The sequence below is a fragment of the Streptomyces sp. NPDC056527 genome (genome assembly GCF_042794475.1).
In the GTDB taxonomy this organism is placed as follows: Bacteria; Actinomycetota; Actinomycetes; order Streptomycetales; family Streptomycetaceae; genus Streptomyces.
In genome coordinates this window covers 1-21,517 of the sequence record NZ_JBHTTQ010000038.1, presented here as the reverse complement: position 1 = coordinate 21,517, position 21,517 = coordinate 1, and the positions used below count along the sequence as shown (strand labels likewise).

Annotated in this window: 22 protein-coding genes; 17 read left to right on the top strand and 5 right to left on the bottom strand. The window is 71.9% G+C overall.

Annotated elements, in window-relative coordinates; genetic code table 11:
* Positions 1 to 14: 14 nt before the first annotated feature.
* The 3 genes from ACFQ7Q_RS19590 to ACFQ7Q_RS19580 all read left to right on the top strand — a co-directional run bounded on the left by ACFQ7Q_RS19590 (position 15) and on the right by ACFQ7Q_RS19580 (position 2,615).
* Positions 15 to 998, top strand: coding sequence for an ABC transporter substrate-binding protein (locus tag ACFQ7Q_RS19590; RefSeq protein WP_383556630.1), 984 nt, complete (start codon positions 15 to 17; stop codon positions 996 to 998).
* A 130-nt stretch (positions 999 to 1,128) separates the two neighbouring features.
* Entirely contained in the window at positions 1,129 to 2,136 is a 1,008-nt protein-coding gene (locus ACFQ7Q_RS19585; protein ID WP_383556628.1) for a hypothetical protein, read from the top strand.
* The gene (locus ACFQ7Q_RS19580) at positions 2,133 to 2,615 is read left to right on the top strand and encodes a GNAT family N-acetyltransferase (protein ID WP_383556625.1); all 483 of its coding nucleotides are present in this window, start codon (positions 2,133 to 2,135) and stop codon (positions 2,613 to 2,615) included. The genes ACFQ7Q_RS19585 and ACFQ7Q_RS19580 overlap by 4 nt, the downstream gene beginning before the upstream one ends.
* A 32-nt stretch (positions 2,616 to 2,647) precedes the next feature.
* On the opposite strand, the gene ACFQ7Q_RS19575 is transcribed toward ACFQ7Q_RS19580, so the two are convergent.
* Together ACFQ7Q_RS19575 and ACFQ7Q_RS19570 are read right to left on the bottom strand one after the other, a co-directional pair.
* Entirely contained in the window at positions 2,648 to 3,790 is a 1,143-nt protein-coding gene (locus ACFQ7Q_RS19575; protein ID WP_383556623.1) for an NADH-quinone oxidoreductase subunit D, read from the bottom strand.
* Positions 3,791 to 3,996: 206 nt separating this feature from the next.
* Entirely contained in the window at positions 3,997 to 4,968 is a 972-nt protein-coding gene (locus tag ACFQ7Q_RS19570; protein WP_383556621.1) for an SAM-dependent methyltransferase, read from the bottom strand.
* A 97-nt stretch (positions 4,969 to 5,065) separates the two neighbouring features.
* Here ACFQ7Q_RS19570 and ACFQ7Q_RS19565 point away from each other — a divergent pair, with 97 nt between their 5' ends.
* Positions 5,066 to 6,271, top strand: coding sequence for a sensor histidine kinase (locus ACFQ7Q_RS19565; RefSeq protein WP_383556619.1), 1,206 nt, complete (start codon positions 5,066 to 5,068; stop codon positions 6,269 to 6,271).
* A 20-nt stretch (positions 6,272 to 6,291) separates the two neighbouring features.
* The gene (locus ACFQ7Q_RS19560) at positions 6,292 to 6,966 is read left to right on the top strand and encodes a response regulator (RefSeq protein ID WP_383556616.1); all 675 of its coding nucleotides are present in this window, start codon (positions 6,292 to 6,294) and stop codon (positions 6,964 to 6,966) included.
* 105 nt (positions 6,967 to 7,071) lie between these two features.
* Here the strand turns inward: ACFQ7Q_RS19560 and ACFQ7Q_RS19555 are convergent, their stop codons facing one another.
* Positions 7,072 to 8,160: a DUF5937 family protein gene (locus ACFQ7Q_RS19555; RefSeq protein WP_383556613.1), complete on the bottom strand. Its 1,089-nt coding sequence runs from the start codon at positions 8,158 to 8,160 to the stop codon at positions 7,072 to 7,074.
* 99 nt (positions 8,161 to 8,259) lie between these two features.
* Between ACFQ7Q_RS19555 and ACFQ7Q_RS19550 the strand changes: the two genes are divergently transcribed.
* Positions 8,260 to 8,466, top strand: coding sequence for a hypothetical protein (locus ACFQ7Q_RS19550; RefSeq protein ID WP_383556610.1), 207 nt, complete (start codon positions 8,260 to 8,262; stop codon positions 8,464 to 8,466).
* A 31-nt stretch (positions 8,467 to 8,497) separates the two neighbouring features.
* Here the strand turns inward: ACFQ7Q_RS19550 and ACFQ7Q_RS19545 are convergent, their stop codons facing one another.
* Positions 8,498 to 9,637: a threonine aldolase family protein gene (locus tag ACFQ7Q_RS19545; protein ID WP_383556608.1), complete on the bottom strand. Its 1,140-nt coding sequence runs from the start codon at positions 9,635 to 9,637 to the stop codon at positions 8,498 to 8,500.
* A 124-nt stretch (positions 9,638 to 9,761) separates the two neighbouring features.
* Between ACFQ7Q_RS19545 and ACFQ7Q_RS19540 the strand changes: the two genes are divergently transcribed.
* The 10 genes from ACFQ7Q_RS19540 to ACFQ7Q_RS19495 all read left to right on the top strand — a co-directional run bounded on the left by ACFQ7Q_RS19540 (position 9,762) and on the right by ACFQ7Q_RS19495 (position 17,915).
* Positions 9,762 to 10,673: a Rossmann-like and DUF2520 domain-containing protein gene (locus ACFQ7Q_RS19540; protein ID WP_383556606.1), complete on the top strand. Its 912-nt coding sequence runs from the start codon at positions 9,762 to 9,764 to the stop codon at positions 10,671 to 10,673.
* Complete coding sequence (gene panC, locus ACFQ7Q_RS19535) at positions 10,670 to 11,764, top strand: pantoate--beta-alanine ligase (protein WP_383556604.1); 1,095 nt, start codon at positions 10,670 to 10,672, stop codon at positions 11,762 to 11,764. The genes ACFQ7Q_RS19540 and panC overlap by 4 nt, the downstream gene beginning before the upstream one ends.
* A complete protein-coding gene (locus ACFQ7Q_RS19530; RefSeq protein ID WP_383556601.1) occupies positions 11,761 to 13,455 on the top strand; it encodes an L-aspartate oxidase in 1,695 nt (564 codons plus the stop codon). Before panC ends, ACFQ7Q_RS19530 begins: the two co-directional genes overlap by 4 nt.
* Positions 13,452 to 14,480 carry a carboxylating nicotinate-nucleotide diphosphorylase gene (gene nadC, locus ACFQ7Q_RS19525; protein ID WP_383556599.1) on the top strand — a complete coding sequence of 343 codons (1,029 nt, stop codon included), beginning with the start codon at positions 13,452 to 13,454 and terminating at the stop codon, positions 14,478 to 14,480. The genes ACFQ7Q_RS19530 and nadC overlap by 4 nt, the downstream gene beginning before the upstream one ends.
* Positions 14,480 to 15,286 carry a type III pantothenate kinase gene (locus ACFQ7Q_RS19520; protein WP_329119170.1) on the top strand — a complete coding sequence of 269 codons (807 nt, stop codon included), beginning with the start codon at positions 14,480 to 14,482 and terminating at the stop codon, positions 15,284 to 15,286. The genes nadC and ACFQ7Q_RS19520 overlap by 1 nt, the downstream gene beginning before the upstream one ends.
* 286 nt (positions 15,287 to 15,572) lie before the next feature.
* A complete protein-coding gene (locus tag ACFQ7Q_RS19515) occupies positions 15,573 to 16,142 on the top strand; it encodes a hypothetical protein (RefSeq protein WP_383556723.1) in 570 nt (189 codons plus the stop codon).
* A gap of 14 nt (positions 16,143 to 16,156) precedes the next feature.
* Positions 16,157 to 16,336 carry a hypothetical protein gene (locus ACFQ7Q_RS19510; protein ID WP_383556595.1) on the top strand — a complete coding sequence of 60 codons (180 nt, stop codon included), beginning with the start codon at positions 16,157 to 16,159 and terminating at the stop codon, positions 16,334 to 16,336.
* Positions 16,337 to 16,446: 110 nt separating this feature from the next.
* A complete protein-coding gene (locus tag ACFQ7Q_RS19505; protein ID WP_383556592.1) occupies positions 16,447 to 16,896 on the top strand; it encodes a BlaI/MecI/CopY family transcriptional regulator in 450 nt (149 codons plus the stop codon).
* Between the two features lie 9 nt (positions 16,897 to 16,905).
* Positions 16,906 to 17,433, top strand: a complete 528-nt coding sequence (locus tag ACFQ7Q_RS19500; protein ID WP_362364586.1) for an amino-acid N-acetyltransferase — start codon at positions 16,906 to 16,908, stop codon at positions 17,431 to 17,433.
* Between the two features lie 146 nt (positions 17,434 to 17,579).
* Entirely contained in the window at positions 17,580 to 17,915 is a 336-nt protein-coding gene (locus ACFQ7Q_RS19495; RefSeq protein WP_147979058.1) for an Lsr2 family protein, read from the top strand.
* Here ACFQ7Q_RS19495 and ACFQ7Q_RS19490 read toward each other — a convergent pair.
* The gene (locus ACFQ7Q_RS19490; protein WP_383556587.1) at positions 17,894 to 18,484 is read right to left on the bottom strand and encodes an SCO3374 family protein; all 591 of its coding nucleotides are present in this window, start codon (positions 18,482 to 18,484) and stop codon (positions 17,894 to 17,896) included. The genes ACFQ7Q_RS19495 and ACFQ7Q_RS19490 overlap by 22 nt on opposite strands.
* Positions 18,485 to 18,946: 462 nt before the next feature.
* On the opposite strand from ACFQ7Q_RS19490, the gene ACFQ7Q_RS19485 reads away from it, so the two are divergent.
* On the top strand, positions 18,947 to 21,472 hold the full coding sequence (locus ACFQ7Q_RS19485) for an ATP-dependent Clp protease ATP-binding subunit (protein WP_383556584.1): 2,526 nt from the start codon (positions 18,947 to 18,949) through the stop codon (positions 21,470 to 21,472).
* Positions 21,473 to 21,517: the final 45 nt, after the last annotated feature.

Sequence of the window (21,517 nt, the reverse complement as noted above, 5' to 3'; positions counted from 1 at the left end):
GAACGACGAATGGAATGGGTGATCTCGTGAGCAGGATCTCGCGCACCGCGGGTGCCGTGCTGGGCGTGGCGGCGCTGACCGCCGGGCTCGCCGCATGCGGCGGCGACAGCCTGGAGAAGAGCAACGCGCCGGCGGCGGGTTCGGGCAAGGGCAAGGGCTCGCTCGTCGTGGGCGCCGCCGCGTTCACCGAGTCCAAGGTGCTCGCCGAGCTGTACGCGCAGGTGCTGAACGACGCCGGATACTCCGCGAGCGTCACCACGGTGAAGAACCGCGAGCTGTACGAACCCTCCTTGGAGAAGGGCGAGATCGACGTCGTACCGGAATACGCGGCGACCATCGCGGAATTCCTCAATGCCAAGGTGAACGGTCCGAAGGCGCCCGAGGAGAAGCCGGTCGCGTCCGGGGACGCGGCGGCCACGGTGGAGGCGCTGAAGAAGCTCGCGGAGCCGCGCGGACTGAAGGTCCTCGCGGTCGGTGAGGCGGTCGACCAGAACGCCTTCGCGGTGTCCAAGGAATTCGCCGAGAAGAACAAGCTGAAGACGCTTTCGGATCTCGGCGCCGCCAAGCTGAAGGTGAGGATCGCGGCGGGCGACGAATGCGAGATACGGCCGTTCTGCGCTCCGGGTCTGAAGAAGACCTACGGGATCGACGTGACCGGGATCGACCCCAAGGGTGTCGGTACGCCGCAGTCCAAGCAGGCGGTCAAGGACGGCGTGGACCAGCTGGTGCTGACCACCACGACGGACGCGACGATCGACAGCTTCGGTCTGGTCTTCCTGACCGACGACAAGAAGCTGCAGAACGCCGACAACGTGCTGCCCGTCGTCAATGCCAAGGACGCCGGATCGCCGGAGATCGCCGCCGCCCTCGACAAGATCACAAAGGTCCTCACGACGGCCGATCTCGCCGAACTGAACCGCAAGGTGGACGCCGAGCGGGCCAAGCCCGAGGACGTCGCGAAGACCTATCTGGAGTCGAAGGGGCTGGTCAAGAAGTAGGGGTCGGGTAAGGGGAGTCGGCCCGGACCGGTGAGGTGCGGGCCCGGCGTCGAGAACGACGGCGAGAAGTGGCCAAGAGATTGCCGGGCCGACACCCCATACGGCGCCTACGCACGGTAAATTTCAGGCCATGCCACGTGGACGCCACCGCCATTCACCTCCTCTGCACAAGCTCCTGCCGCCCTCGGCGGTCGCGGGAGCGTCGGTCGTCTGTGCCGCGGGCGCCTGGCTGCTCGCCGATCCCGTGGCGCTGCGGCTGCTCGTGGCGGCCGCCGCGGCGGCCGCGGTCACCGGTGGCGTCATCATGCGCAGTTGGGACCGGAGCGCCGGCCGGCAGGTCGCCGAGCTGACCCGGGCCCGGACCGCGGACGAGTGGAAGACCGAGGAGCGGATAGCCGAGCTCGAGGCCGATCTCGACGAGTCCCGCGAACTGCGCGCCAAGCTCGACGCGAAGCTGCGCGCCAAGCGGGTCGAGCTCGCCGGGCTGCGCGGTGAGCATGCCGCGCTGCTGCGCCGGTACGCCACGGCCGAGACCGAGCGGGCCAGCGCACTGGAAGGCCGCCGCCAGCTCGCCCTGGAGTCGGCCGCGCCGGCCAAGGAGCTCACGGCCGCCGGGGCCACGCCCACCCCGGCCGCGTACCGCGAGGCCGCCGAGGCCCTGCGCAACCTGGCGCGCAACGCCGCCGCCCAGGAGGCCCGCCGTACGGCCGAGGCCGCCCGCAGCCGCGATCTCGCCGAGCGCGCCCGGGAGACGGAGGAGCCGCAGGGGAAGCATGCGGCGGCCGCCGGCACCGAGCAGCACGCTCGCCCGTCGACCGCCGTGGTGCCCGCCCCCGCCCCCTCCGCCCTGCCCGCCGTCCGGTCCGTCCCGGCCGCGTCCGCGATCGTCCCCTACGCCGCCCGTCGCGCACCGCGCCCCGAGGGGGGCTTCGACTTCTTCGGCATGCAGAAGGCGGCGGCCGCCATCGAGGCCGTGCAGGACGCCGACCTCGCGGACGTGGTGGGCGAGGAGGTCCTGGCGACCGTCGCCCGGCGCACCCCCGAGCAGCGCGCGATCGGCCACGTCATCGACCTGACCGCGCACGACGAGACCGAGCAGATCGACGTCGCCGAGCTGCGCGGAGCCGTCGGATCGTGACGATCCGGGCGCTCGCCCCCGAGGAAGTGGCCGCGCTGAGGGACGAGTTGATCGCCCTGTGCGCGCAGGCCTTCTGCGGCCCGCCCTGGCACGAACCGCCGCGCGGGGCGCTGCGGACGGTGGAACGGCTGCTCGGCATGGCGTCCGGGCCGCAGCCCGGCTTCCGCTGCGTCGCCTCGGTCGACCCGGAGGGCGCCCTGACCGGGTTCGCCGCGGGCTGGCTGGACAACGCCCTGTCCGGCGCCGACGAGGCGTTCGAACTCGCCGAACTCGTCGTCGCCCCCGCCCATCAGGGCCGTGGTCTGGGCCGCGCCCTGCACGACACCCTCCTCGCGCGGGCCCCCTCCCCACGTCTGCTGATGACGCTCGACGTGCCCGAGCTGCGCGAACGCTACGAGCGGTGGGGCTGGAGCGTGGCGGAGCGGCGGCGCCCGGAGAAGGACCCGAAGGACTTCGTGGTCATGCGCAAGAGCGACTGACCGGGCAGCCGCGACCGACTGCCGGCGGCCGCCTACTTGTCGATGTCGCCGACGACGAAGAACAGCGAACCCAGGATCGCGACCATGTCGGCGACCAGCGTCCCCGGCAGCAGCTCGGTCAGCGCCTGGATGTTGTTGAAGGACGCCGAGCGCAGCTTGAGGCGGTACGGGGTCTTCTCGCCCTTGGAGACCAGGTAGTAGCCGTTGATGCCGAGCGGGTTCTCGGTCCAGGCGTACGTGTGGCCCTCCGGCGCCTTGAGCACCTTCGGCAGCCGCTGGTTGATCGGCCCCGGCGGGAGGTCGTCGATCCGGTCGAGGCAGGCGTCGGCGAGGTCCAGGGAGTTGTGGGTCTGCTCCAGGAGGCACTCGAAGCGGGCGAGGCAGTCGCCCTCCTGGCGGGTGACGACCTGCAGCGTGTCCTGGAGCTCCCCGTAGGCCAGGTACGGCTCGTCGCGGCGCAGGTCGAAGTCGACGCCCGAGGCACGGGCGATCGGCCCGGAGACGCCGTACGCGTGCGCCGTCTCCGCCGTGAGGACGCCGACGCCCCGGGTGCGGCCGCGGAAGATCTCGTTGCCGAGGACCAGCTTGTCGTACACGTCCATCCGCGACCGCACGTCGGCGACGGCGGCGCGGGCCCGTCCGAGCCATCCGGCCGGCAGGTCCTCCTTGAGGCCGCCGACCCGGTTGAACATGTAGTGCATCCGGCCGCCGGAGACCTCCTCCATCACGGCCTGGAGCTCCTCGCGCTCCCGGAACGCGTGGAAGACCGGGGTGATACCGCCCAGTTCGAGGGGGTACGACCCCAGGAACATCAGATGGTTGAGCACCCGGTTCAGCTCGGCGAGCAGCGTGCGGGTCCAGACGGCCCGCTCGGGGACCTCCATGCCGAGCATCCGCTCGACGGCCATGACGACACCGAGCTCGTTGGAGAACGCGGACAGCCAGTCGTGGCGGTTGGCCAGCATGATGATCTGCCGGTAGTCGCGTGCCTCGAAGAGCTTCTCGGCGCCGCGGTGCATGTAGCCGATGACCGGCTCGGCGTGCCGGATGACCTCGCCGTCGAGTACGAGACGGAGGCGGAGCACACCATGGGTCGAGGGGTGTTGCGGCCCGATGTTCAGCACCATGTCGGTGCTCTCCGCCGCCCCGCCGATTCCGACCGTCGTCTCCGTCATGGGGCCAGTATCCCTGCCGGGCAACCCGCCGTGGGAACCCGTCCCGCGGGCCGGTCCCATCCCCTGCCCACCGTTGTGGGCGATCGTCCCAGAGGCGTTCCCGCCCCGCCCCACCCTGAGGGGCCGTCCAGCAGTGCGGTCCCCACCGTCGTGGGCAGTCGTCGCGCAGGGCGGGACGGGTGGGCACAACCCATGGGGGTGCCCTGTCAGGCCCGTCCGCCCGGCACCCTCCGCGTGAGCCACAGGAAGTCGCCCAGCCCCCCGCGCGCGGTCAGCTCGGCCGCCTCCCCGGCGGAGGCCAGCGCCCGCACATACGCGCCCGGGTCGCTCGACGCCAGCGAGAGCGGCGGCCGCTCACCCCGGACACCGAGGCGCCGCAACGCCTCCCGTTGCGTGACCACCTCCCCGCCGGCCGAGGCGCACGCGTCCATCGCCACATGCGCCGTGACGTCACAGGACCCGTCCGGCACCGCCGACACCTCCCGCCCCGCCCGGAACCCCGTCAGCGTCCCGAAAGGCGGCCTGGACTCCCGTACGTGCCCGTAGTCCACGGCCACCGCCGTCCCCGCCGCCAGCGCCCCGACCGCCGCCGCCCACGCCTCGTCCCGCGGCCGCCCGATCTCCGCCCGCTCGCCGGGTTCCGCGAGCGGCCACCATCGCTCGAGCCACTCCGCGTCCGGACCCTCGACGACCCGCCCCAGCCGCTCCGCCCCGTCCGCCGCCCGGACCTCGACGTACCGGACCGCCCCCGTCTCGTCGACGGCCGCGACGTCCACGGGCACGTTGTCGAGCCACTCGTTCGCGAAGAGCAGTCCGCGGACCCCCTGCGGCAGCCGGTCCGTCCACTCCACCCGAGGGTCGAGCCCCGCGGGCCGGTCCGCGCGCTCGACTCCGTACGCCCGTACCGACAGCCCCTCCGGTACGGCGGCCAGGACGCCCGTCAGCAGCTCCCCGCGCCCCGCGCCCACGTCCACGAACGCGACCTCGTCCGTCCCCAGCTCCTCCGCCACCCCCGCCAGCAGCCGGGCGACGGCCCCCGCGAAGAGCGGCGAGGCGTGCACCGAGGTGCGGAAGTGACCGGCCGGGCCCTCGGGGCGCAGAAAGAAGCCCCCCGGGCCGTACAGCGCCTGCTCCGTGGCCTGACGCCACCCCTGCCACTGACACGTCTCATCCGTCACAGGGGCCAGTCTCCACCTTGCGGAGTACGGTCCTCACGCCAAGGATCGACCCCACGGTTGACCCCTGCACCTATCCACCTTCCCTACGCTGGGTTACGTGCAGCGCCTCTACGACTTCATCCGCAGACACCCGACGGGCGTCGACAGCTTCTGGGCCGTCGTCCTGCTCGGGCTCTCCGTGCTGTGGGTGGGCACCTCCTACCCGGCGGTCGACCACGCCGCCGCGTACGGCGTGGTCGGCGCGCTGTTCTCCCTCGTCGTCGCGCTGCGCCGCCGCGCGCCCGAGAAGATGTTGCTGCTCGCCGTCGCGCTGGGCCTGGTCCAGCTCGGCTTCGGGCTGCAGCCCTTCTTCGCCGACTTCGCCATGCTGGTGATCATCTACACCGTGGCCGCGCACGACGGACCGCGCTGGGCGTCGCGACTCGCGCTCGTCGGAGGGCTCAGCGCCGCCACGCTCTCCATGCTGAGATGGCCGTCCGAGACCAGCCCCGGCTCCACCCTGGCGCATGTCTTCTTCACGGTGATCATGACCGTGCCGTTCGCCCTCGCCTGGGTGCTCGGGGACTCCCTGCGCACCCGCCGCGCCTACTTCGCGCAGCTTGAGGAGCGCGCCTCCCGCCTGGAGCAGGAGCGCGAGGCACAGGCGAAGGTCGCCGTCGCGGCCGAGCGTGCCCGGATCGCCCGCGAGCTGCACGACGTCGTCGCGCACAACGTCTCGGTGATGGTGGTCCAGGCCGACGGTGCCGCCTACGTCCTGGACGCCTCCCCGGAGACGGCCAAGCAGGCGCTGGAGACGATCTCCTCCACCGGCCGCCAGGCGCTCGCCGAGATGCGCCGGCTGCTCGGCATCCTGCGCACGGGCGAGCACAAGGAGGCGGGGGAGTACGTGCCCCAGCCCGACGTCCAGCAGATCGAGGACCTCGTCGAGCAGGTCCGCGGGGCCGGCCTGACCGTCGACTTCCGGATCGAGGGGACGCCGCGGCCGCTGCCCAGCGGCGTCGAGCTCACCGCGTACCGGATCGTGCAGGAAGCCCTCACCAACACGCGCAAGCACGGCGGCCCGGACGTCGGGGCCAGCGTCCGCCTGGTGTACTTCGACGACGGCCTCGGGCTGCTCGTCGAGGACGACGGCCGCGGCGCGACGCACGAGATGTACGAGGACGGGGGCGCCGACGGCCGGGGCCACGGCCTGATCGGCATGCGGGAGCGGGTCGGCATGGTCGGCGGCACCCTGGACGCGGGACCGCGTCCGGGGGGCGGCTTCCGCATCAGCGCCCTGCTCCCCCTGAAGCCCGCCCACTGACGACACGAAGGAACCCCCACATGTCCATCCGCGTGATGCTCGTCGACGACCAGGTGCTGCTGCGCACCGGCTTCCGCATGGTGCTCGCCGCCCAGCCGGACATGGACGTCGTCGCCGAGGCGGGCGACGGCGTGGAGGCGCTGGAGGTGCTGCGCTCCACGGACGTGGACGTCGTGCTGATGGACGTACGGATGCCCAAGCTCGACGGGGTCGAGACGACCCGGCGGATCTGCTCGGAGCCCGACGCCCCCAAGGTGCTCATCCTGACCACCTTCGACCTGGACGAGTACGCCTTCTCCGGGCTGAAGGCGGGCGCGAGCGGCTTCATGCTGAAGGACGTGCCGCCGAACGAGCTGCTCGGCGCGATCCGCTCCGTGCACAGCGGCGACGCCGTCGTGGCCCCGTCGACCACCCGTCGGCTGCTCGACCGCTTCTCGCCGATGCTGCCGTCGTCGGGGAAGGAGTCGCAGCACAAGGAGCTGGACCGGCTCACCGACCGGGAGCGCGAGGTGATGATGCTGGTCGCGCAGGGCCTGTCGAACGGCGAGATCGCCGCCCGGCTGGTGCTGTCGGAGGCGACGGTGAAGACGCACGTCGGCCGGATCCTGACCAAGCTGGACCTGCGCGACCGCGTGCAGGTGGTGGTCCTCGCCTACGAGACGGGCCTGGTGCGGGCGGGCGGCGGAGCGGTCTGAGCCGCGACGCTGCTGTGGATCAACGGGCCGTTGCGGCACCGGCGCGCCGGGTGCGGGTCGGTCTCGCCCACATCCGCTTCGACTGAGGCAGGGCCTGCCGAGCCGCTAGCGCAGGACGGCTTCGAGGAAGTCGCTGCCCAGGCGGGCGACGACGGTCACGTCCAGCTGGTGCAGGACGTAGCGGCCGCGGCGCTGGGTGGTGAGCAGCCCGGCCTTCTTCAGGACGGCGAGGTGCCGCGAGACCTCCGGGGCCGTGATGCCGTACGCGTCGGCCAGCTCGCTCGTCGTGTACGAGGCGCGGGCGAGGTTGCGGCACATCCGCATCCGCATCGGGTGGGCGACGGCCTCCAGACGGAGCTTGACCGTCTCCACGGGGGCGGTGCCGGCGAGTTCGCGGGTGGAGACGGGGTACTGGATCACCGGCTGCCAGCCGCGTGCGTGCACGGCGATGAGGTGCGGCCGGCCGAAGGCGGTCGGCAGGAAGGTGAGCGCCGAGCCCTGGGTGCTCGTCCGGCCGAGGACCAGCTTGTCGACGGCTATCCGGGAGCCGCGCTCGTCGGACTCCAGGCTCATCGCCGGGGAGACGGCGGCGACGGCCTCGGCGAGGCCCTTGTGGCGCAGCAGTTCGGTCTTGTGCCGGGCGTCGGCGGCGAGCTGGACGCGGACCCGGCGCCAGGTGTCGGCGAAGAACGCGTCGTCGCAGTCCTCCAGGAGCCGGCGGATCCACGCGCGCGTGCCGGTCGGATCGGCGAGCATCCGCTCGACGAACGCGGCCTGGCGCGGGCCGCGCGCGGCGGCCAGGTCGAGGGCGCGGCGGCGGGAGTGGGCGTCGACGAGCGGGGAGGGCAGGCCGTCCGCGTACTGGGTGCTGCAGGAGATCTCCAGCGCGGCCCCGACATAGGTCTCGTCGTCCATCCGGTCGAGGTCGTCGAGCTCCTCGGCGAGCGTCTCGCGCGGCTGGGCGGGCAGCAGGAAGTCGGACCGGGTGGACCGCCACATGAAGTCGGCCTCGTGCAGGCGGTCGGCGAGCTGGGGCTCCAGCCCGGCGGCTGTGGTCGTGGCCCAGCCGTGCAGCCCGGGGTGGTGTCCCGGCTCGGACAGCACGTGCATCGCGGCGCCGAGTTCGGCCAGCGGCGAGGGGCAGAAGGAGATCCGCTGATGCGGCAGTCCGGTGATGTCGATGGTCACGCTCACCCCCCTATGGTGCGGGTCGGGCCGGGCGCCCTGCCGCCCGTTTGACGGCGGCCGTCAATCGGCGCGACCGCGCATCCGGCCCGGCGCATCGTGGAGGGCATGAACGCACTGCACCAGTACCTCCTCGACAGCTACCGGGCCGAGCAGCGCGGCGACCGGATGCCTCCGGTGCCCGGCACGCACGACATCGAGACCCTCCGCGCGCTCCGCGAGGCCCGCCGCTTCGACGCCGTCGTCGCCGGCCGCCCGGCCCGTGGGCGGCTGCGCGCGGCACTCGGCCGGTGGCTGCATCCACGGGCGTGCTGAGCCGGGCCCGTGGGCCCGGCACACGGGGGAGTCACGCCATGCGCGACAGGAACTCCCGTACCGCCTCCCGCACGTCGTCCTGCGTCCAGCCCAGGCCCGGCTCGGTCACCGTCACCTCCGTCAGGGCCACTCCCGGCGGTCCGCCCGCGCCCGGGCCGCGCCACCGGCGGAAGAGGACCGTGTCCGTCTCCTCCGCCAGCGCCACCGCCGCCCCCGTCAGGACCTCGGGGTCGTACGGGAGCCACACCTGGAACTGGTGGGTGTGCGGGGCCTCGGGGTGGATCCGGAACCACGGCACCCCCGCCTCCTCGAAGCCGGCCCGCAGCCCGTCGGCCACCACGCGCGCGTGCGCCACGTACGAGGGCAGCCGCGGGAGTTCCACGGCGAGACCCCGCAGCGCCGACACCGCGGCCGGGAACTGCTGGAAGAGCAGCCCTCCGTACCGGTGCCGCCACACCCGCGCCTCCTCCGTCAAAGACTCGGGGCCTGCCAGCGCCGCCCCCGAAAGACCGCCCAGGGACTTGTAGAACGACACGTACACGCTGTCCGCGAGCCCTGCGATCTCCCGCAGGCCGCGCCCGAAGTGAGGGGCGCACTCCCACAGCCGCGCGCCGTCGACGTGCACCACCGCATCACGTTCGCGCGCCGCGTCCACCACGGCCACGAGCTCCTCCCAGGACGGCAGCACGAACCCCGCGTCCCGCAGCGGCAGCTCCAGCATCAGCGTCCCGAACGGCTCCGGGTGGTCCCGTACCTCCTCGGCCGTCGGCAGCCGCGGCTCGTCCGTGGGATGGACCGTGCGCAGCCCGCTCACCACCCCCAGCGCACCGCCCTCGTGGACCTCCGGATGCGCCAGCGGATGCAGGGCGACCACCGGGCTGCCGGTCCGGCCCGACCAGCAGCGCAGCGCCACCTGCTGGGCCATCGTCCCGGTCGGGAAGAACACCGCCGCCGGGAGACCGAGCTCGTCGGCGACCCGCTGCTCGACCTCCTCCACGAGACTGTCGCCGTAGGTGTCGGGCCGGCCCCCGTCGTCCTCCGTGCCCGCCGCCCAGTCGGCCAGCTCCCGCAGGCGCTCCCCGACCGTGCCGTCGATCGGCGAGTGCCACAGCTTGCGCCCCGCACCGGCCCACACCTTCGCCTGGATCAGCCGCGCTTCCGTTTCGTCCATGGGCCGATCATCACACCACCACCCACACCCTGTGCACAGCCACGGGGGAGCGCGAAACGCTGGCGTAGCATGACCAGAAATCGTCCGGTACCCCCCGCGGACTGGAACGGAAGGCCGTTGCCGCGTGAACCAACCAGCAGAACCCCGAGCGGAAGACCGACCCGCGCGACTCGCCGTCGGAGTCGTCGGAGCCGGCCGGGTGGGACCCGCCCTCGCCGCCGCTCTCCAGCTCGCGGGACACCGCCCCGTCGCGGTCTCCGCGGTCTCCGACGCATCCGTGCGCCGCGCCGCGACCCTGCTCCCCGACGTGCCGATCATGGCGCCCGCGCAGGTGCTCGCCCGCGCCGATCTGGTGCTCCTGACCGTCCCCGACGACGCCCTGCCCGGCCTGGTCGAGGGCCTGGCGGAGACCGGGGCCGTACGGTCCGGGCAGCTGCTCGTGCACACCTCCGGGCGGTACGGCGTTCAGGTCCTGGACCCCGCACGGCGGGCCGGCGCGCTGCCGCTGGCCCTCCACCCCGCCATGACCTTCACCGGGACCTCCGTCGACGTGCAGCGGCTGGCCGGCTGCTCCTTCGGGGTGACCGCGCCCGCAGAGCTGCGGCTCGCCGCCGAGGCCCTGGTCATCGAGATGGGCGGTGAGCCCGAGTGGATCGAGGAGGCGGCCCGCCCGCTGTACCACGCGGCCCTCGCCCTCGGCGCGAACCACCTGGTCACGCTGGTCGCCCAGTCGATGGAGCTGCTCCGCACGGCCGGGGTCGCCGCCCCGGACCGGATGCTCGGCCCCCTGCTGGGAGCCGCCCTGGACAACGCCCTGCGCTCGGGCGACGCGGCACTCACCGGCCCCGTCGCGCGCGGTGACGCCGGCACGGTCGCCGCGCACGTCGCCGAGCTGCGCAAGCATGCGCCCGGTACCGTCGCCGGCTATCTGGCGATGGCCCGTACGACCGCGGACCGGGCGCTCGCGCACGGCCTGCTCAAGCCCGAGCTGGCCGAGGATCTGCTGGGTGTGCTCGCAGAGGGGGAGACCCGATGAGCTCCACGTCGTCCACGTCCTCGACGACGTTCGCACTGGTCCGTACGGCGGACGAACTGCACACGCTGGCGGCCCGCCGCGCGTCCGCCGCGCGGGCCTCCGCCCCCTCCGCCGCACGCGCCGAGACGGCCGAAAACAGTCGCACCGCCGTTGTCATGACCATGGGCGCCCTCCACGAGGGACACGCCACGCTCGTGCGTACCGCCCGCGAGTACGTCGGACCCGACGGGTTCGTGGTCGTCACCGTCTTCGTCAACCCGCTCCAGTTCGGCGCGGGTGAGGACCTCGACCGCTACCCCCGCACCCTGGAGGCCGACCTCACGACCGCCGAGGCGGCCGGCGCCGACACGGTCTTCGCCCCTGCCGTAGACGAGGTCTACCCCGGCGGTGAGCCCCAGGTCCGGATCAGCGCGGGACCCATGGGCGAGCGCCTCGAAGGCGCCTCCCGGCCCGGCCACTTCGACGGGATGCTCACCGTCGTCGCCAAGCTGCTCCACCTCACCCGCCCCGACCTGGCCCTGTTCGGCCAGAAGGACGCGCAGCAGCTGGCCCTGATCCGCCGGATGGCCCGCGACCTGAACTTCCCGGTCGAGATCGTCGGTGTGCCGACCGTCCGCGAGGCCGACGGCCTCGCGCTGTCCAGCCGTAACCGCTATCTCTCCGACGGAGAGCGCCGCACCGCCCTCGCCCTCTCCCGGGCCCTGTTCGCCGCGAGCGACCGGCTCTCCGCGCAGCACGCGCTGCGCGCGCGTGCCGACTCGCTGCCCGGCGCGCAGAACAGGGCCGAGACCCGCGCCGAGGCGCTCTCCCGGCTCGGCGAGGCCCGTGCCGCGGCCGACGCCCACGCGGTGGCCCAGGCGACCGAGGGCAACGGAGCCGAGGCCGTACGGGCCGCGGCCCGCGGCGTCCTCGACGAGGCGGCGAAGGCCGAGCCGCCGCTCACCCTGGACTACCTGGCCCTGGTCGACCCGGCCGACTTCACCGAGGTCGCCGACGACCACGAGGGCGAGGCGATCCTCGCCGTCGCCGCGCGCGTGGGCAGGACGCGGCTGATCGACAACATCCCGCTGACGTTCGGAGCCACCAAGTGACCGGAATACGGCTGCAAGCGCCCGCGCCGGGCTGGTCCATCGACGCCGATGTCGTCGTGGTCGGCTCCGGTGTCGCGGGACTGACCGCGGCCCTGCGCTGCACCGCCGCCGGACTGCGCACGGTCGTCGTCACCAAGGCCCGTATGGACGACGGGTCCACCCGCTGGGCGCAGGGAGGCATCGCCGCCGCGCTCGGCGACGGCGACACCCCCGAGCAGCACCTCGACGACACCCTGGTGGCCGGCGCCGGGCTCTGTGACGCCCAGGCCGTACGGCTCCTCGTCACCGAGGGCCCTGACGCCGTCCGGCGGCTGATCGCCACCGGCGCCGACTTCGACAAGACCGCCGACGGCGAGATCGCCCTGACCCGCGAGGGCGGCCACCACCGCCGCCGGATCGCGCACGCCGGCGGCGACGCCACCGGCCTGGAGATCTCCCGCGCCCTCGTCGAGGCGATACGGGACCGGGGCCTGCGCACCATCGAGCACGCCCTGGTCCTGGACCTCCTCACCGACGACGAGGGCCGCACGGCGGGCGTCACCCTGCACGTCATGGGCGAGGGCCAGCACGACGGCGTCGGCGCCGTCCACGCCCCCGCCGTGGTCCTCGCCACCGGCGGCATGGGCCAGGTCTTCTCGGCCACCACCAACCCGGCCGTCTCCACCGGCGACGGCGTCGCGCTCGCCCTGCGCGCCGGCGCCGAGGTCTCCGACCTGGAGTTCGTCCAGTTCCACCCCACGGTGCTCTTCCTCGGCGCCGACTCCGAGGGCCAGCAGCCGCTGGTCTCCGAGGCGGTACGGGGCGAGGGCGCCCATCTCGTCGACGCCGACGGGGTCCGCTTCATGCTCGGGCAGCACGAGCTGGCCGAGCTCGCACCCCGCGACATCGTCGCCAAGGCGATCATGCGCCGGATGCAGGAGCAGGGCGCCGAGCACATGTACCTGGACGCCCGCCACTTCGGCGCCGAGATGTGGGAGAACCGGTTCCCCACCATCCTGGCCGCCTGCCGGGCCCACGGCATCGACCCGGTCACCGAGCCGATCCCGGTCGCCCCGGCGGCCCACTACGCCTCCGGCGGCGTCCGCACCGACCTGACCGGCCGGACCACCGTCCCGGGCCTCTACGCGTGCGGTGAGGTGGCCTGCACGGGCGTCCACGGCGCCAACCGGCTCGCCTCGAACTCGCTCCTGGAGGGCCTGGTCTTCGCCGAGCGCATCGCCGAGGACATCGCCACGCTCGGCCCGCACCGCGAGGGCCTGCCGGTCGTGTCCACCACCGCGTCCGTGCTGCCGCTGCTCGCCCCGGAGACCCGGACCCGCGTCCAGCGGGCCATGAGCGCGAACGCCGGAGTGCTGCGGTCCGCCGCGAGCCTCGCGGACGCCGCCGACGCCCTGGAGGCGCTGAGCCTCTCGGCGGCCGAGGACCACCCGGGCAAGGCGGCCGAGCCGGGCGTCGAGTCCTGGGAGACGACGAACCTCCTGTGCGTCGCCCGGGTGCTCGTCGCCGCCGCCCGGGAGCGCGAGGAGACCCGCGGCTGCCACTGGCGCGAGGACCACCCCGAGCGCGACGAGGACTGGCAGCGCCATCTGATCGTGCGCCTCACCTCGGACCGGCGGCTCGTGGTCCGCCGCACCGCCACCGCAGACTTTCCCTCCGTAACCCCCGAAGCCCCCAGGGAGCCGCAACCGTGAGCACGCCAGAGGAACGCCGTCCCGAGCCCGTGGACGTACCCCTGATCCAGATCAGCGCCCCCGCCGAGGATGCGGGCGGCTGCGGTGACGGCTGCGGCTGCGCCGAGGGCGACGAGGTGTACGAGTGCGGCCTCGATCCCGCGCTCGCCCAGCTGCTCGCCGACGCCGGGCTCGACCCGGTCCAGGTCGAGGACATCGCCCACCTGGCCATCGAGGAGGACCTCGACGGCGGAGTGGACGTGACGACCGTCGCGACCGTCCCCGAGGACGCGATCGCCACGGCCGACTTCACCGCCCGTGAGGCGGGCGTCGTGGCCGGTCTGCGGGTCGCCGAGGCGGTGCTGTCCATCGTCTGCACGGAGACCTTCGAGGTCGAGCGGCACGTCGAGGACGGCGAGCGCGTCGAGGCCGGCCAGAAGCTGCTCTCGGTCACCACCCGCACCCGTGACCTGCTCACCGGTGAGCGCAGCGCGCTGAACATCCTGTGTCGCCTCTCCGGCATCGCCACCGCCACGCGCGCGTGGGCCGACGTCCTGGAGGGCACCGAGGCCCGGGTCCGCGACACCCGCAAGACCACGCCGGGGCTGCGCGCGCTGGAGAAGTACGCGGTGCGCTGCGGCGGCGGCGTCAACCACCGCATGTCGCTGTCGGACGCGGCGCTGGTCAAGGACAACCACGTGGTCGCCGCAGGCGGTGTGGCGCAGGCGTTCAAGGCCGTACGGGAGCAGTTCCCGGACGTGCCGATCGAGGTCGAGGTCGACACGCTGCACCAGGTCCGTGAGGTCCTCGACGCGGGCGTCGACCTGATCCTGCTCGACAACTTCACGCCCATGGAGACCGAGGAGGCCGTCGCGCTGGTCGCCGGGCGGGCCGTCCTGGAGTCCTCCGGCCGTCTCACGCTCGAGAACGCGGCGGCGTACGCGGCGACCGGCGTGGACTACCTCGCGGTGGGCGGGCTCACGCACTCCTCCCCGATCCTCGACATCGGACTCGACCTGCGCGACGCCTCCGAGGCGGCGGTCTGATGCTCCTCACCATCGACGTCGGCAACACACAGACCGTCCTCGGCCTCTTCGACGGTGAGGAGATCGTCGAGCACTGGCGCATCTCCACGGACCCGCGCCGCACGGCCGACGAGCTGGCGGTCCTGCTCCAGGGCCTGATGGGCATGCACCCGCTGCTGGGGGTGGAGCTCGGTGACGGCATCGGCGGCATCGCGATCTGCTCGACCGTCCCGTCGGTGCTGCACGAGCTGCGCGAGGTGACGCGGCGCTACTACGGCGACGTCCCGGCGGTCCTGGTGGAGCCCGGCATCAAGACGGGCGTCCCGGTCCTGACGGACAACCCCAAGGAGGTCGGCGCGGACCGCATCGTCAACTCGGCGGCGGCGGTCGAGCTGTACGGGGGCCCGGCGATCGTGGTCGACTTCGGCACCGCGACGACGTACGACGCGGTCACGGCGCGCGGCGAGTACGCGGGCGGGGCGATCGCGCCGGGCATCGAGATCTCGGTGGACGCGCTGGGCGTCAAGGGCGCGATGCTCCGCAAGATCGAGCTGGCCCGTCCGCGCAGCGTGATCGGCAAGAACACGGTCGAGGCGATGCAGTCGGGCATCGTCTACGGGTACGCGGGCCAGGTCGACGGCGTGGTGTCCCGCATGAAGCGCGAACTGGTCGGCCCGGACGGCGATCCGTCCGACGTCACGGTGATCGCGACGGGCGGCCTGGCCCCGATGGTCCTCGCCGACTCCAAGGAGATCGACGAGCACGAGCCCTGGCTGACCCTGATCGGCCTCCGCCTCGTCTACGAACGCAACATCTCCCGCATGTAGCCGCCCCCGGCCGGGGCCACCCGCCCCGGCCCGCCGCGTCTCCCTGCCGGCCGGCCCCGCGGTGACCGCAGGGCCCGCTAACGGCCCCGGCCCGCCACCGTCACTGGCCCGCCACCGTCACTGGCCCCGCCCACCGGGCCGCCCCGTGCCGACGGGTCCGCGCCGCCCCCGCCCCGGTTCGCCGCCCGCCCAAGGGCAACGCGCCGGGGGATGATCGGTAAACGAAATTTGTCCGATTAGCGCGTATCGTCACCCCATGCCCACGCCATACGGATCCCGCGGCGGCATGGCGTTCAGTGCGGACGAGCTGCGTGTGCTCCGACGCGCCCTTGCCACCGCCCTCAACCCTGCCCCCCTTCAGGACGAGGACGTCCAGGACTGCCTGCGCCTCGCCGAATCCGTGGACGACGCCGTCCGCGAGGCCGGCCGGCTGCACGCCTTCCTCCTCGCCGACCTGACCCGCTACCGCGAGGCCCTGCCCGGCTCGCTGCCGGGCTATCTGGAGCTCCTCCAGGACGCCCTCGCCGCCGGCTACGACCCCGCCGCCGACGACCTCTCCGCCCTGCGCGCCCTGCGGCCCCACCCCCGGGCCGCCTACCTCCTGGAGCGCTGCCAGGTCCTCGTCGAGCGTTCCGTGCGCGCCCGCCTCGCCCGTGTCTCCCAGGCCGTGGCCACCGCGCCCCGCGCCCGGCTGCTCGCACTCCCCGGCGGGCGCGCCGGCGAGGGGGAGCCCAAGCCGTCCACCCCGAAGCCACCCGCCCCCGTCAAGCGCCCGGCGCCCAAACCCTCCGAGGTGTTCCCGCCGCGCCGACGCCCCGTACCCCCGCCCCCGCCCGAGGAACGCGTCGCCGGATAGCTACTCTGGTCGGCATGGACTACGTATCCGCGCTCCTGCCCCCCGTCGTGATGGCCACGTTCTTCATCTGCCTCGTCGTCACGATCGTGAAGAGCCAGGGCGGGCCCAACAAGGCCAAGGAGGACGCGGCCGTGGACGCCGCCCTCGCCCGCGCCGAGGCCACCCGCCAGGCGGACGGCGGCAGCGCCTCCTAGTCCCACCCGCATCGAGGACGTACGACAGTTTTCATGTCGTACGTCCTTTTTGTTGCGTTTCCTCCGCCAATAACCGGCCATTCCCGGTTCACTTGACTAAGGTGGCAGTTGTGCCCCGCCAATTGGGAGAGCTCGAAGACGCCGTCATGACACGCGTCTGGCAATGGAACCGCCCGGTGACCGTCCGGGAAGTCCTGGAGGATCTCCAGCAGGAACGGTCCATCGCCTACACCACCGTCATGACGGTAATGGACAATCTCCATCAGAAGGGCTGGGTGCGCAGGGAAGTCGACGGCCGCGCCTATCGATATACCGCGGTCTCCACCCGCGCCGCCTACTCGGCCGCACTGATGAACGAAGCCTGGTCCCAGAGCGACAACCCCGCCTCCGCTCTCGTCGCCTTCTTCGGGATGATGTCCAGCGAGCAGCGAGAGGCCCTCAGCGACGCGATCCGCATCGTCGGGCACAACATCCCCGAGGACCCCGCCCCACCGGCGGAGAGCGCCGGCGACCGGACCACCGGCGAGGGCGACGCGGGTACGGCGGACGAGGGGCGATAACGTCCCCCCATGTCGTCGTCCTCCACCGCTTCAAAAGCCGTCACCGTTCGCCGTGCCCGCACCAGTGATGTCGCCGCGGTCCGCCGCCTTGTCGACCCGTACGTCCGTCGCGGCATCCTGCTCGACAAAGCGACGGTGACGCTTTACGAGGACATCCAGGAGTTCTGGGTCGCCGAACGCGACGAGGACGCCGTGGTGGTCGGCTGCGGCGCACTCCATGTGATGTGGGAAGACCTCGCGGAAGTACGTACTCTCGCGGTCGATCCGGAGTTCAAGGGCGGGGGCGTCGGACATCACGTGCTCGACAAGTTGCTGCACACCGCCCGATGGCTCGGGGTGCGCCGGGTATTCTGCCTGACCTTCGAAGTCGACTTCTTCGCGAAGCACGGCTTCGTCGAGATCGGTGAGACTCCGGTCGACGGAGATGTCTACAGCGAGCTCCTGCGTTCCTATGACGAGGGTGTCGCCGAGTTCCTGGGTCTCGAACGAGTGAAGCCGAACACCTTGGGCAACAGCCGGATGCTTCTGCATCTGTGATCGTGCCGAGCGCGCGCGGAACCCTATGTCCGAATCGCGCACGTTTCCCGCGTTGCCGGGCTTCTGAACCTCTGCCAGGGGTTTGTGTTTTTCCGGGAAAAGCGGTTTCCTTTCCGCGTACTGCATTTTCGATGAAAGGAAATCCGGTGGCACAGAAGGTTCAGGTCCTTCTTGTCGATGACCTCGACGGTGTCGAGGCGGACGAGACCGTGACGTTCGCGCTGGACGGCAAGACCTACGAGATCGACCTCACCACCGCCAACGCGGACAAGCTCCGTGGCCTGCTCGAGCCGTACACCAAGAGCGGCCGTCGCACCGGTGGCCGCAGCGCCGGTACGCGTGGCAAGGGCCGCGTGGCCGCCGGTGGCAGCCCGGACACCGCGAAGATCCGCGCGTGGGCCAAGGAGAACGGATACAACGTGAACGACCGCGGCCGTGTCCCCGCGGAGATCAAGGCGGCCTACGAGGACGCGAACCGCTGAGGCGTCAGCTGCTGAGGCGCCGATCCGTGAGGGCGCGCACTCAGCAGCCGCACCCGATGGCACTCCGCGGCCGCGGAGGCCACGAGCCGTGCGAGACAGGGGGCGCCCGCATCGCCCCGCGCGGCGGCCCGCAGCGCGGGCAGCGAGCCGTCCCCGGTCCGGCCGGGCTCGGGGGCCCGCAGCCACACCGCGGCGCCCGGCGCGCCGGAACCGCTCCGTCCTGGGGGAATGGGAGCGGCCATCCGGCCGCCCGCGCCCAGGGCGACGAGATCCAGTGAGATCCCGCCCCATTCGAGCCAGTCGAGCAGCCCCGGCAGCTCCTCCGCGCTCCCCGCGGCCGTCAGCAGCCGCATTCTGCGCCCCATGAGGGCCACCGGTCCGGTGGCGGGGCCCAATCTGCGCAGCACCGCACGGCCGGCCGCCGCGGGCAGCTCCAGCACGTCGAAGCGCACCCCCGTGACCAGCTGCGCCGGAGGGCCGTCCACGACCGCCCAGCCGAGCTCCCGCTCGTACCACCGCGCCAGGCCGCCGTCGATCGGCGAGCGGGGCAGCGGGACGGTGAGGGCCATGCCCGGGGAACTCCCGCGAGCGTCGGTTGGTTACGCCTTCGATGACCCAGCGTCCTTGATCCAGTGCGCAGAGTGTCCATGATGGGGGCGTACGGGTGCATTCGAGAGCGCAAGGATGTTCGCCCGTAGCGGAGGGGACGGGGGTGTGCTGCATGGAGTGTCAGTGCTTACGGGTAAGACATTCCTAGTGAGGAGGGACGACTTGCGGGCTTTGGCGTCTCACGTTCGCCATCGGCGTACAGATGGCGGGGGTAACTGCTTGGCCTGCGGGAACATCGTCTCGCACCATCGGGTTGGAGCATTTGTCGGCTGTTCGGCAGCAGGTCTCCCCGCTTGAGAGGGGGTGATCCGGACGGATGTCGGCAGTTGGAATGAGCGGTCCCCGCTTGCGGGACTAAGCTGCGGAAGGACAGGGAGGGGATCGACCCCTAACTGACTGACCGCTCTGAGGAGCGATTAACGATGTTCGAGAGGTTCACCGACCGCGCGCGGCGGGTTGTCGTCCTGGCTCAGGAAGAAGCCCGGATGCTCAACCACAACTACATCGGCACCGAGCACATCCTCCTGGGCCTTATCCACGAGGGTGAGGGTGTCGCCGCTAAGGCCCTGGAGAGCCTCGGGATTTCGCTCGAGGCGGTCCGCCAGCAGGTTGAGGAGATCATCGGGCAGGGGCAGCAGGCCCCGTCCGGCCACATCCCCTTCACCCCGCGTGCCAAGAAGGTCCTGGAGCTGTCGCTCCGAGAGGCCCTCCAGCTCGGCCACAACTACATCGGCACCGAGCACATCCTGCTCGGCCTGATCCGCGAGGGCGAGGGCGTCGCGGCCCAGGTCCTCGTGAAGCTGGGCGCCGATCTCAACCGGGTGCGGCAGCAGGTCATCCAGCTGCTCTCCGGCTACCAGGGCAAGGAAGCCGCCACGGCCGGCGGTCCTGCCGAGGGCACTCCCTCGACGTCCCTGGTCCTCGACCAGTTCGGCCGCAACCTCACCCAGGCGGCCCGCGAATCCAAGCTCGACCCGGTCATCGGGCGCGAGAAGGAGATCGAGCGGGTCATGCAGGTGCTGTCCCGCCGTACGAAGAACAACCCGGTTCTCATCGGCGAGCCCGGCGTCGGCAAGACCGCCGTCGTCGAGGGCCTGGCGCAGGCCATCGTCAAGGGCGAGGTGCCCGAGACCCTCAAGGACAAGCACCTCTACACCCTGGACCTCGGCGCGCTGGTCGCCGGCTCCCGCTACCGCGGTGACTTCGAGGAGCGCCTGAAGAAGGTCCTCAAGGAGATCCGCACCCGCGGCGACATCATCCTGTTCATCGACGAGCTCCACACCCTGGTGGGTGCGGGTGCCGCCGAGGGCGCGATCGACGCCGCCAGCATCCTCAAGCCGATGCTGGCCCGCGGTGAGCTCCAGACCATCGGTGCGACGACGCTGGACGAGTACCGCAAGTACCTGGAGAAGGACGCGGCCCTCGAGCGCCGCTTCCAGCCCATCCAGGTCGCGGAGCCGTCGCTGCCGCACACGATCGAGATCCTCAAGGGGCTGCGCGACCGGTACGAGGCCCACCACCGGGTCTCCATCACGGACGAGGCCCTCGTCCAGGCCGCGACCCTGGCCGACCGGTACATCTCGGACCGCTTCCTCCCGGACAAGGCGATCGACCTGATCGACGAGGCCGGCTCCCGGATGCGCATCCGCCGGATGACCGCGCCGCCGGACCTCCGCGAGTTCGACGAGAAGATCGCCGGCGTCCGTCGGGACAAGGAGTCCGCGATCGACTCCCAGGACTTCGAGAAGGCGGCGTCTCTCCGCGACAAGGAGAAGCAGCTGCTGGCGGCGAAGACCAAGCGGGAGAAGGAGTGGAAGGCCGGCGACATGGACGTCGTCGCCGAGGTCGACGGCGAGCTGATCGCCGAGGTCCTCGCGACCGCCACCGGCATCCCGGTCTTCAAGCTGACCGAGGAGGAGTCCTCGCGTCTGCTCCGCATGGAGGACGAGCTCCACAAGCGCGTCATCGGCCAGAAGGACGCCGTCATCGGCCTCTCGCGGGCGATCCGTCGTACGCGAGCCGGTCTGAAGGACCCGAAGCGTCCCGGTGGCTCGTTCATCTTCGCCGGCCCGTCCGGTGTCGGTAAGACCGAGCTGTCCAAGGCTCTCGCCGAATTCCTCTTCGGCGACGAGGACGCGATGATCTCCCTCGACATGTCGGAGTTCAGCGAGAAGCACACGGTTTCCCGTCTCTTCGGTTCTCCCCCCGGATACGTGGGCTACGAAGAGGGCGGCCAGCTCACCGAGAAGGTGCGCCGCAAGCCGTTCTCCGTCGTCCTCTTCGACGAGGTCGAGAAGGCCCACCCCGATATCTTCAATTCCCTTCTCCAGATCCTTGAGGACGGTCGCCTGACCGACTCCCAGGGTCGGGTCGTGGACTTCAAGAACACGGTCATCATCATGACGACCAACCTCGGGACCCGGGACATCTCGAAGGGCTTCAACCTGGGCTTCGCGGCCCAGGGCGACACGAAGTCCAACTACGAGCGGATGAAGGCGAAGGTCAGCGACGAGCTGAAGCAGCACTTCCGCCCGGAGTTCCTGAACCGTGTGGACGACATCATCGTCTTCCCGCAGCTCACCCAGGACGACATCCTGCAGATCGTCGACCTGATGATCGGCCGGGTGGACGAGCGTCTGAAGGACCGGGACATGGGCATCGAGCTCTCCCAGTCCGCGAAGGAGCTGCTCGCCAAGAAGGGTTACGACCCGGTCATGGGCGCCCGTCCGCTGCGCCGGACGATCCAGCGCGAGGTCGAGGACTCGCTCTCCGAGAAGATCCTCTTCGGCGAGCTGCGCCCCGGCCACATCGTGGTCGTGGACACCGAGGGCGAGGGTGAGGAGAAGAAGTTCACCTTCCGCGGCGAGGAGAAGTCGGCCCTGCCCGACGTCCCGCCGATCGAGCAGGCGACGGGCGGAGCGGGCCCGAACCTCTCGAAGGACGCGTAAGCGTTCGATCGCGTGACAGGGGCGGCCCCGGACTCGGAAGAGTCC

What these genes read in the sequence shown, in the direction of transcription:
- ACFQ7Q_RS19590 (WP_383556630.1), top strand. Translation starts at nt 15, where the DNA reads ATGGGTGATCTCGTGAGCAGGATCTCGCGCACCGCGGGTGCCGTGCTG.
- ACFQ7Q_RS19585 (WP_383556628.1), top strand. Translation starts at nt 1,129, where the DNA reads ATGCCACGTGGACGCCACCGCCATTCACCTCCTCTGCACAAGCTCCTG.
- ACFQ7Q_RS19575 (WP_383556623.1), bottom strand. Translation starts at nt 3,790, where the DNA reads ATGACGGAGACGACGGTCGGAATCGGCGGGGCGGCGGAGAGCACCGAC.
- ACFQ7Q_RS19560 (WP_383556616.1), top strand. Translation starts at nt 6,292, where the DNA reads ATGTCCATCCGCGTGATGCTCGTCGACGACCAGGTGCTGCTGCGCACC.
- ACFQ7Q_RS19550 (WP_383556610.1), top strand. Translation starts at nt 8,260, where the DNA reads ATGAACGCACTGCACCAGTACCTCCTCGACAGCTACCGGGCCGAGCAG.
- ACFQ7Q_RS19545 (WP_383556608.1), bottom strand. Translation starts at nt 9,637, where the DNA reads ATGGACGAAACGGAAGCGCGGCTGATCCAGGCGAAGGTGTGGGCCGGT.
- panC (WP_383556604.1), top strand. Translation starts at nt 10,670, where the DNA reads ATGAGCTCCACGTCGTCCACGTCCTCGACGACGTTCGCACTGGTCCGT.
- ACFQ7Q_RS19520 (WP_329119170.1), top strand. Translation starts at nt 14,480, where the DNA reads ATGCTCCTCACCATCGACGTCGGCAACACACAGACCGTCCTCGGCCTC.
- ACFQ7Q_RS19515 (WP_383556723.1), top strand. Translation starts at nt 15,573, where the DNA reads ATGGCGTTCAGTGCGGACGAGCTGCGTGTGCTCCGACGCGCCCTTGCC.
- ACFQ7Q_RS19510 (WP_383556595.1), top strand. Translation starts at nt 16,157, where the DNA reads ATGGACTACGTATCCGCGCTCCTGCCCCCCGTCGTGATGGCCACGTTC.
- ACFQ7Q_RS19500 (WP_362364586.1), top strand. Translation starts at nt 16,906, where the DNA reads ATGTCGTCGTCCTCCACCGCTTCAAAAGCCGTCACCGTTCGCCGTGCC.
- ACFQ7Q_RS19490 (WP_383556587.1), bottom strand. Translation starts at nt 18,484, where the DNA reads ATGGCCCTCACCGTCCCGCTGCCCCGCTCGCCGATCGACGGCGGCCTG.
- ACFQ7Q_RS19485 (WP_383556584.1), top strand. Translation starts at nt 18,947, where the DNA reads ATGTTCGAGAGGTTCACCGACCGCGCGCGGCGGGTTGTCGTCCTGGCT.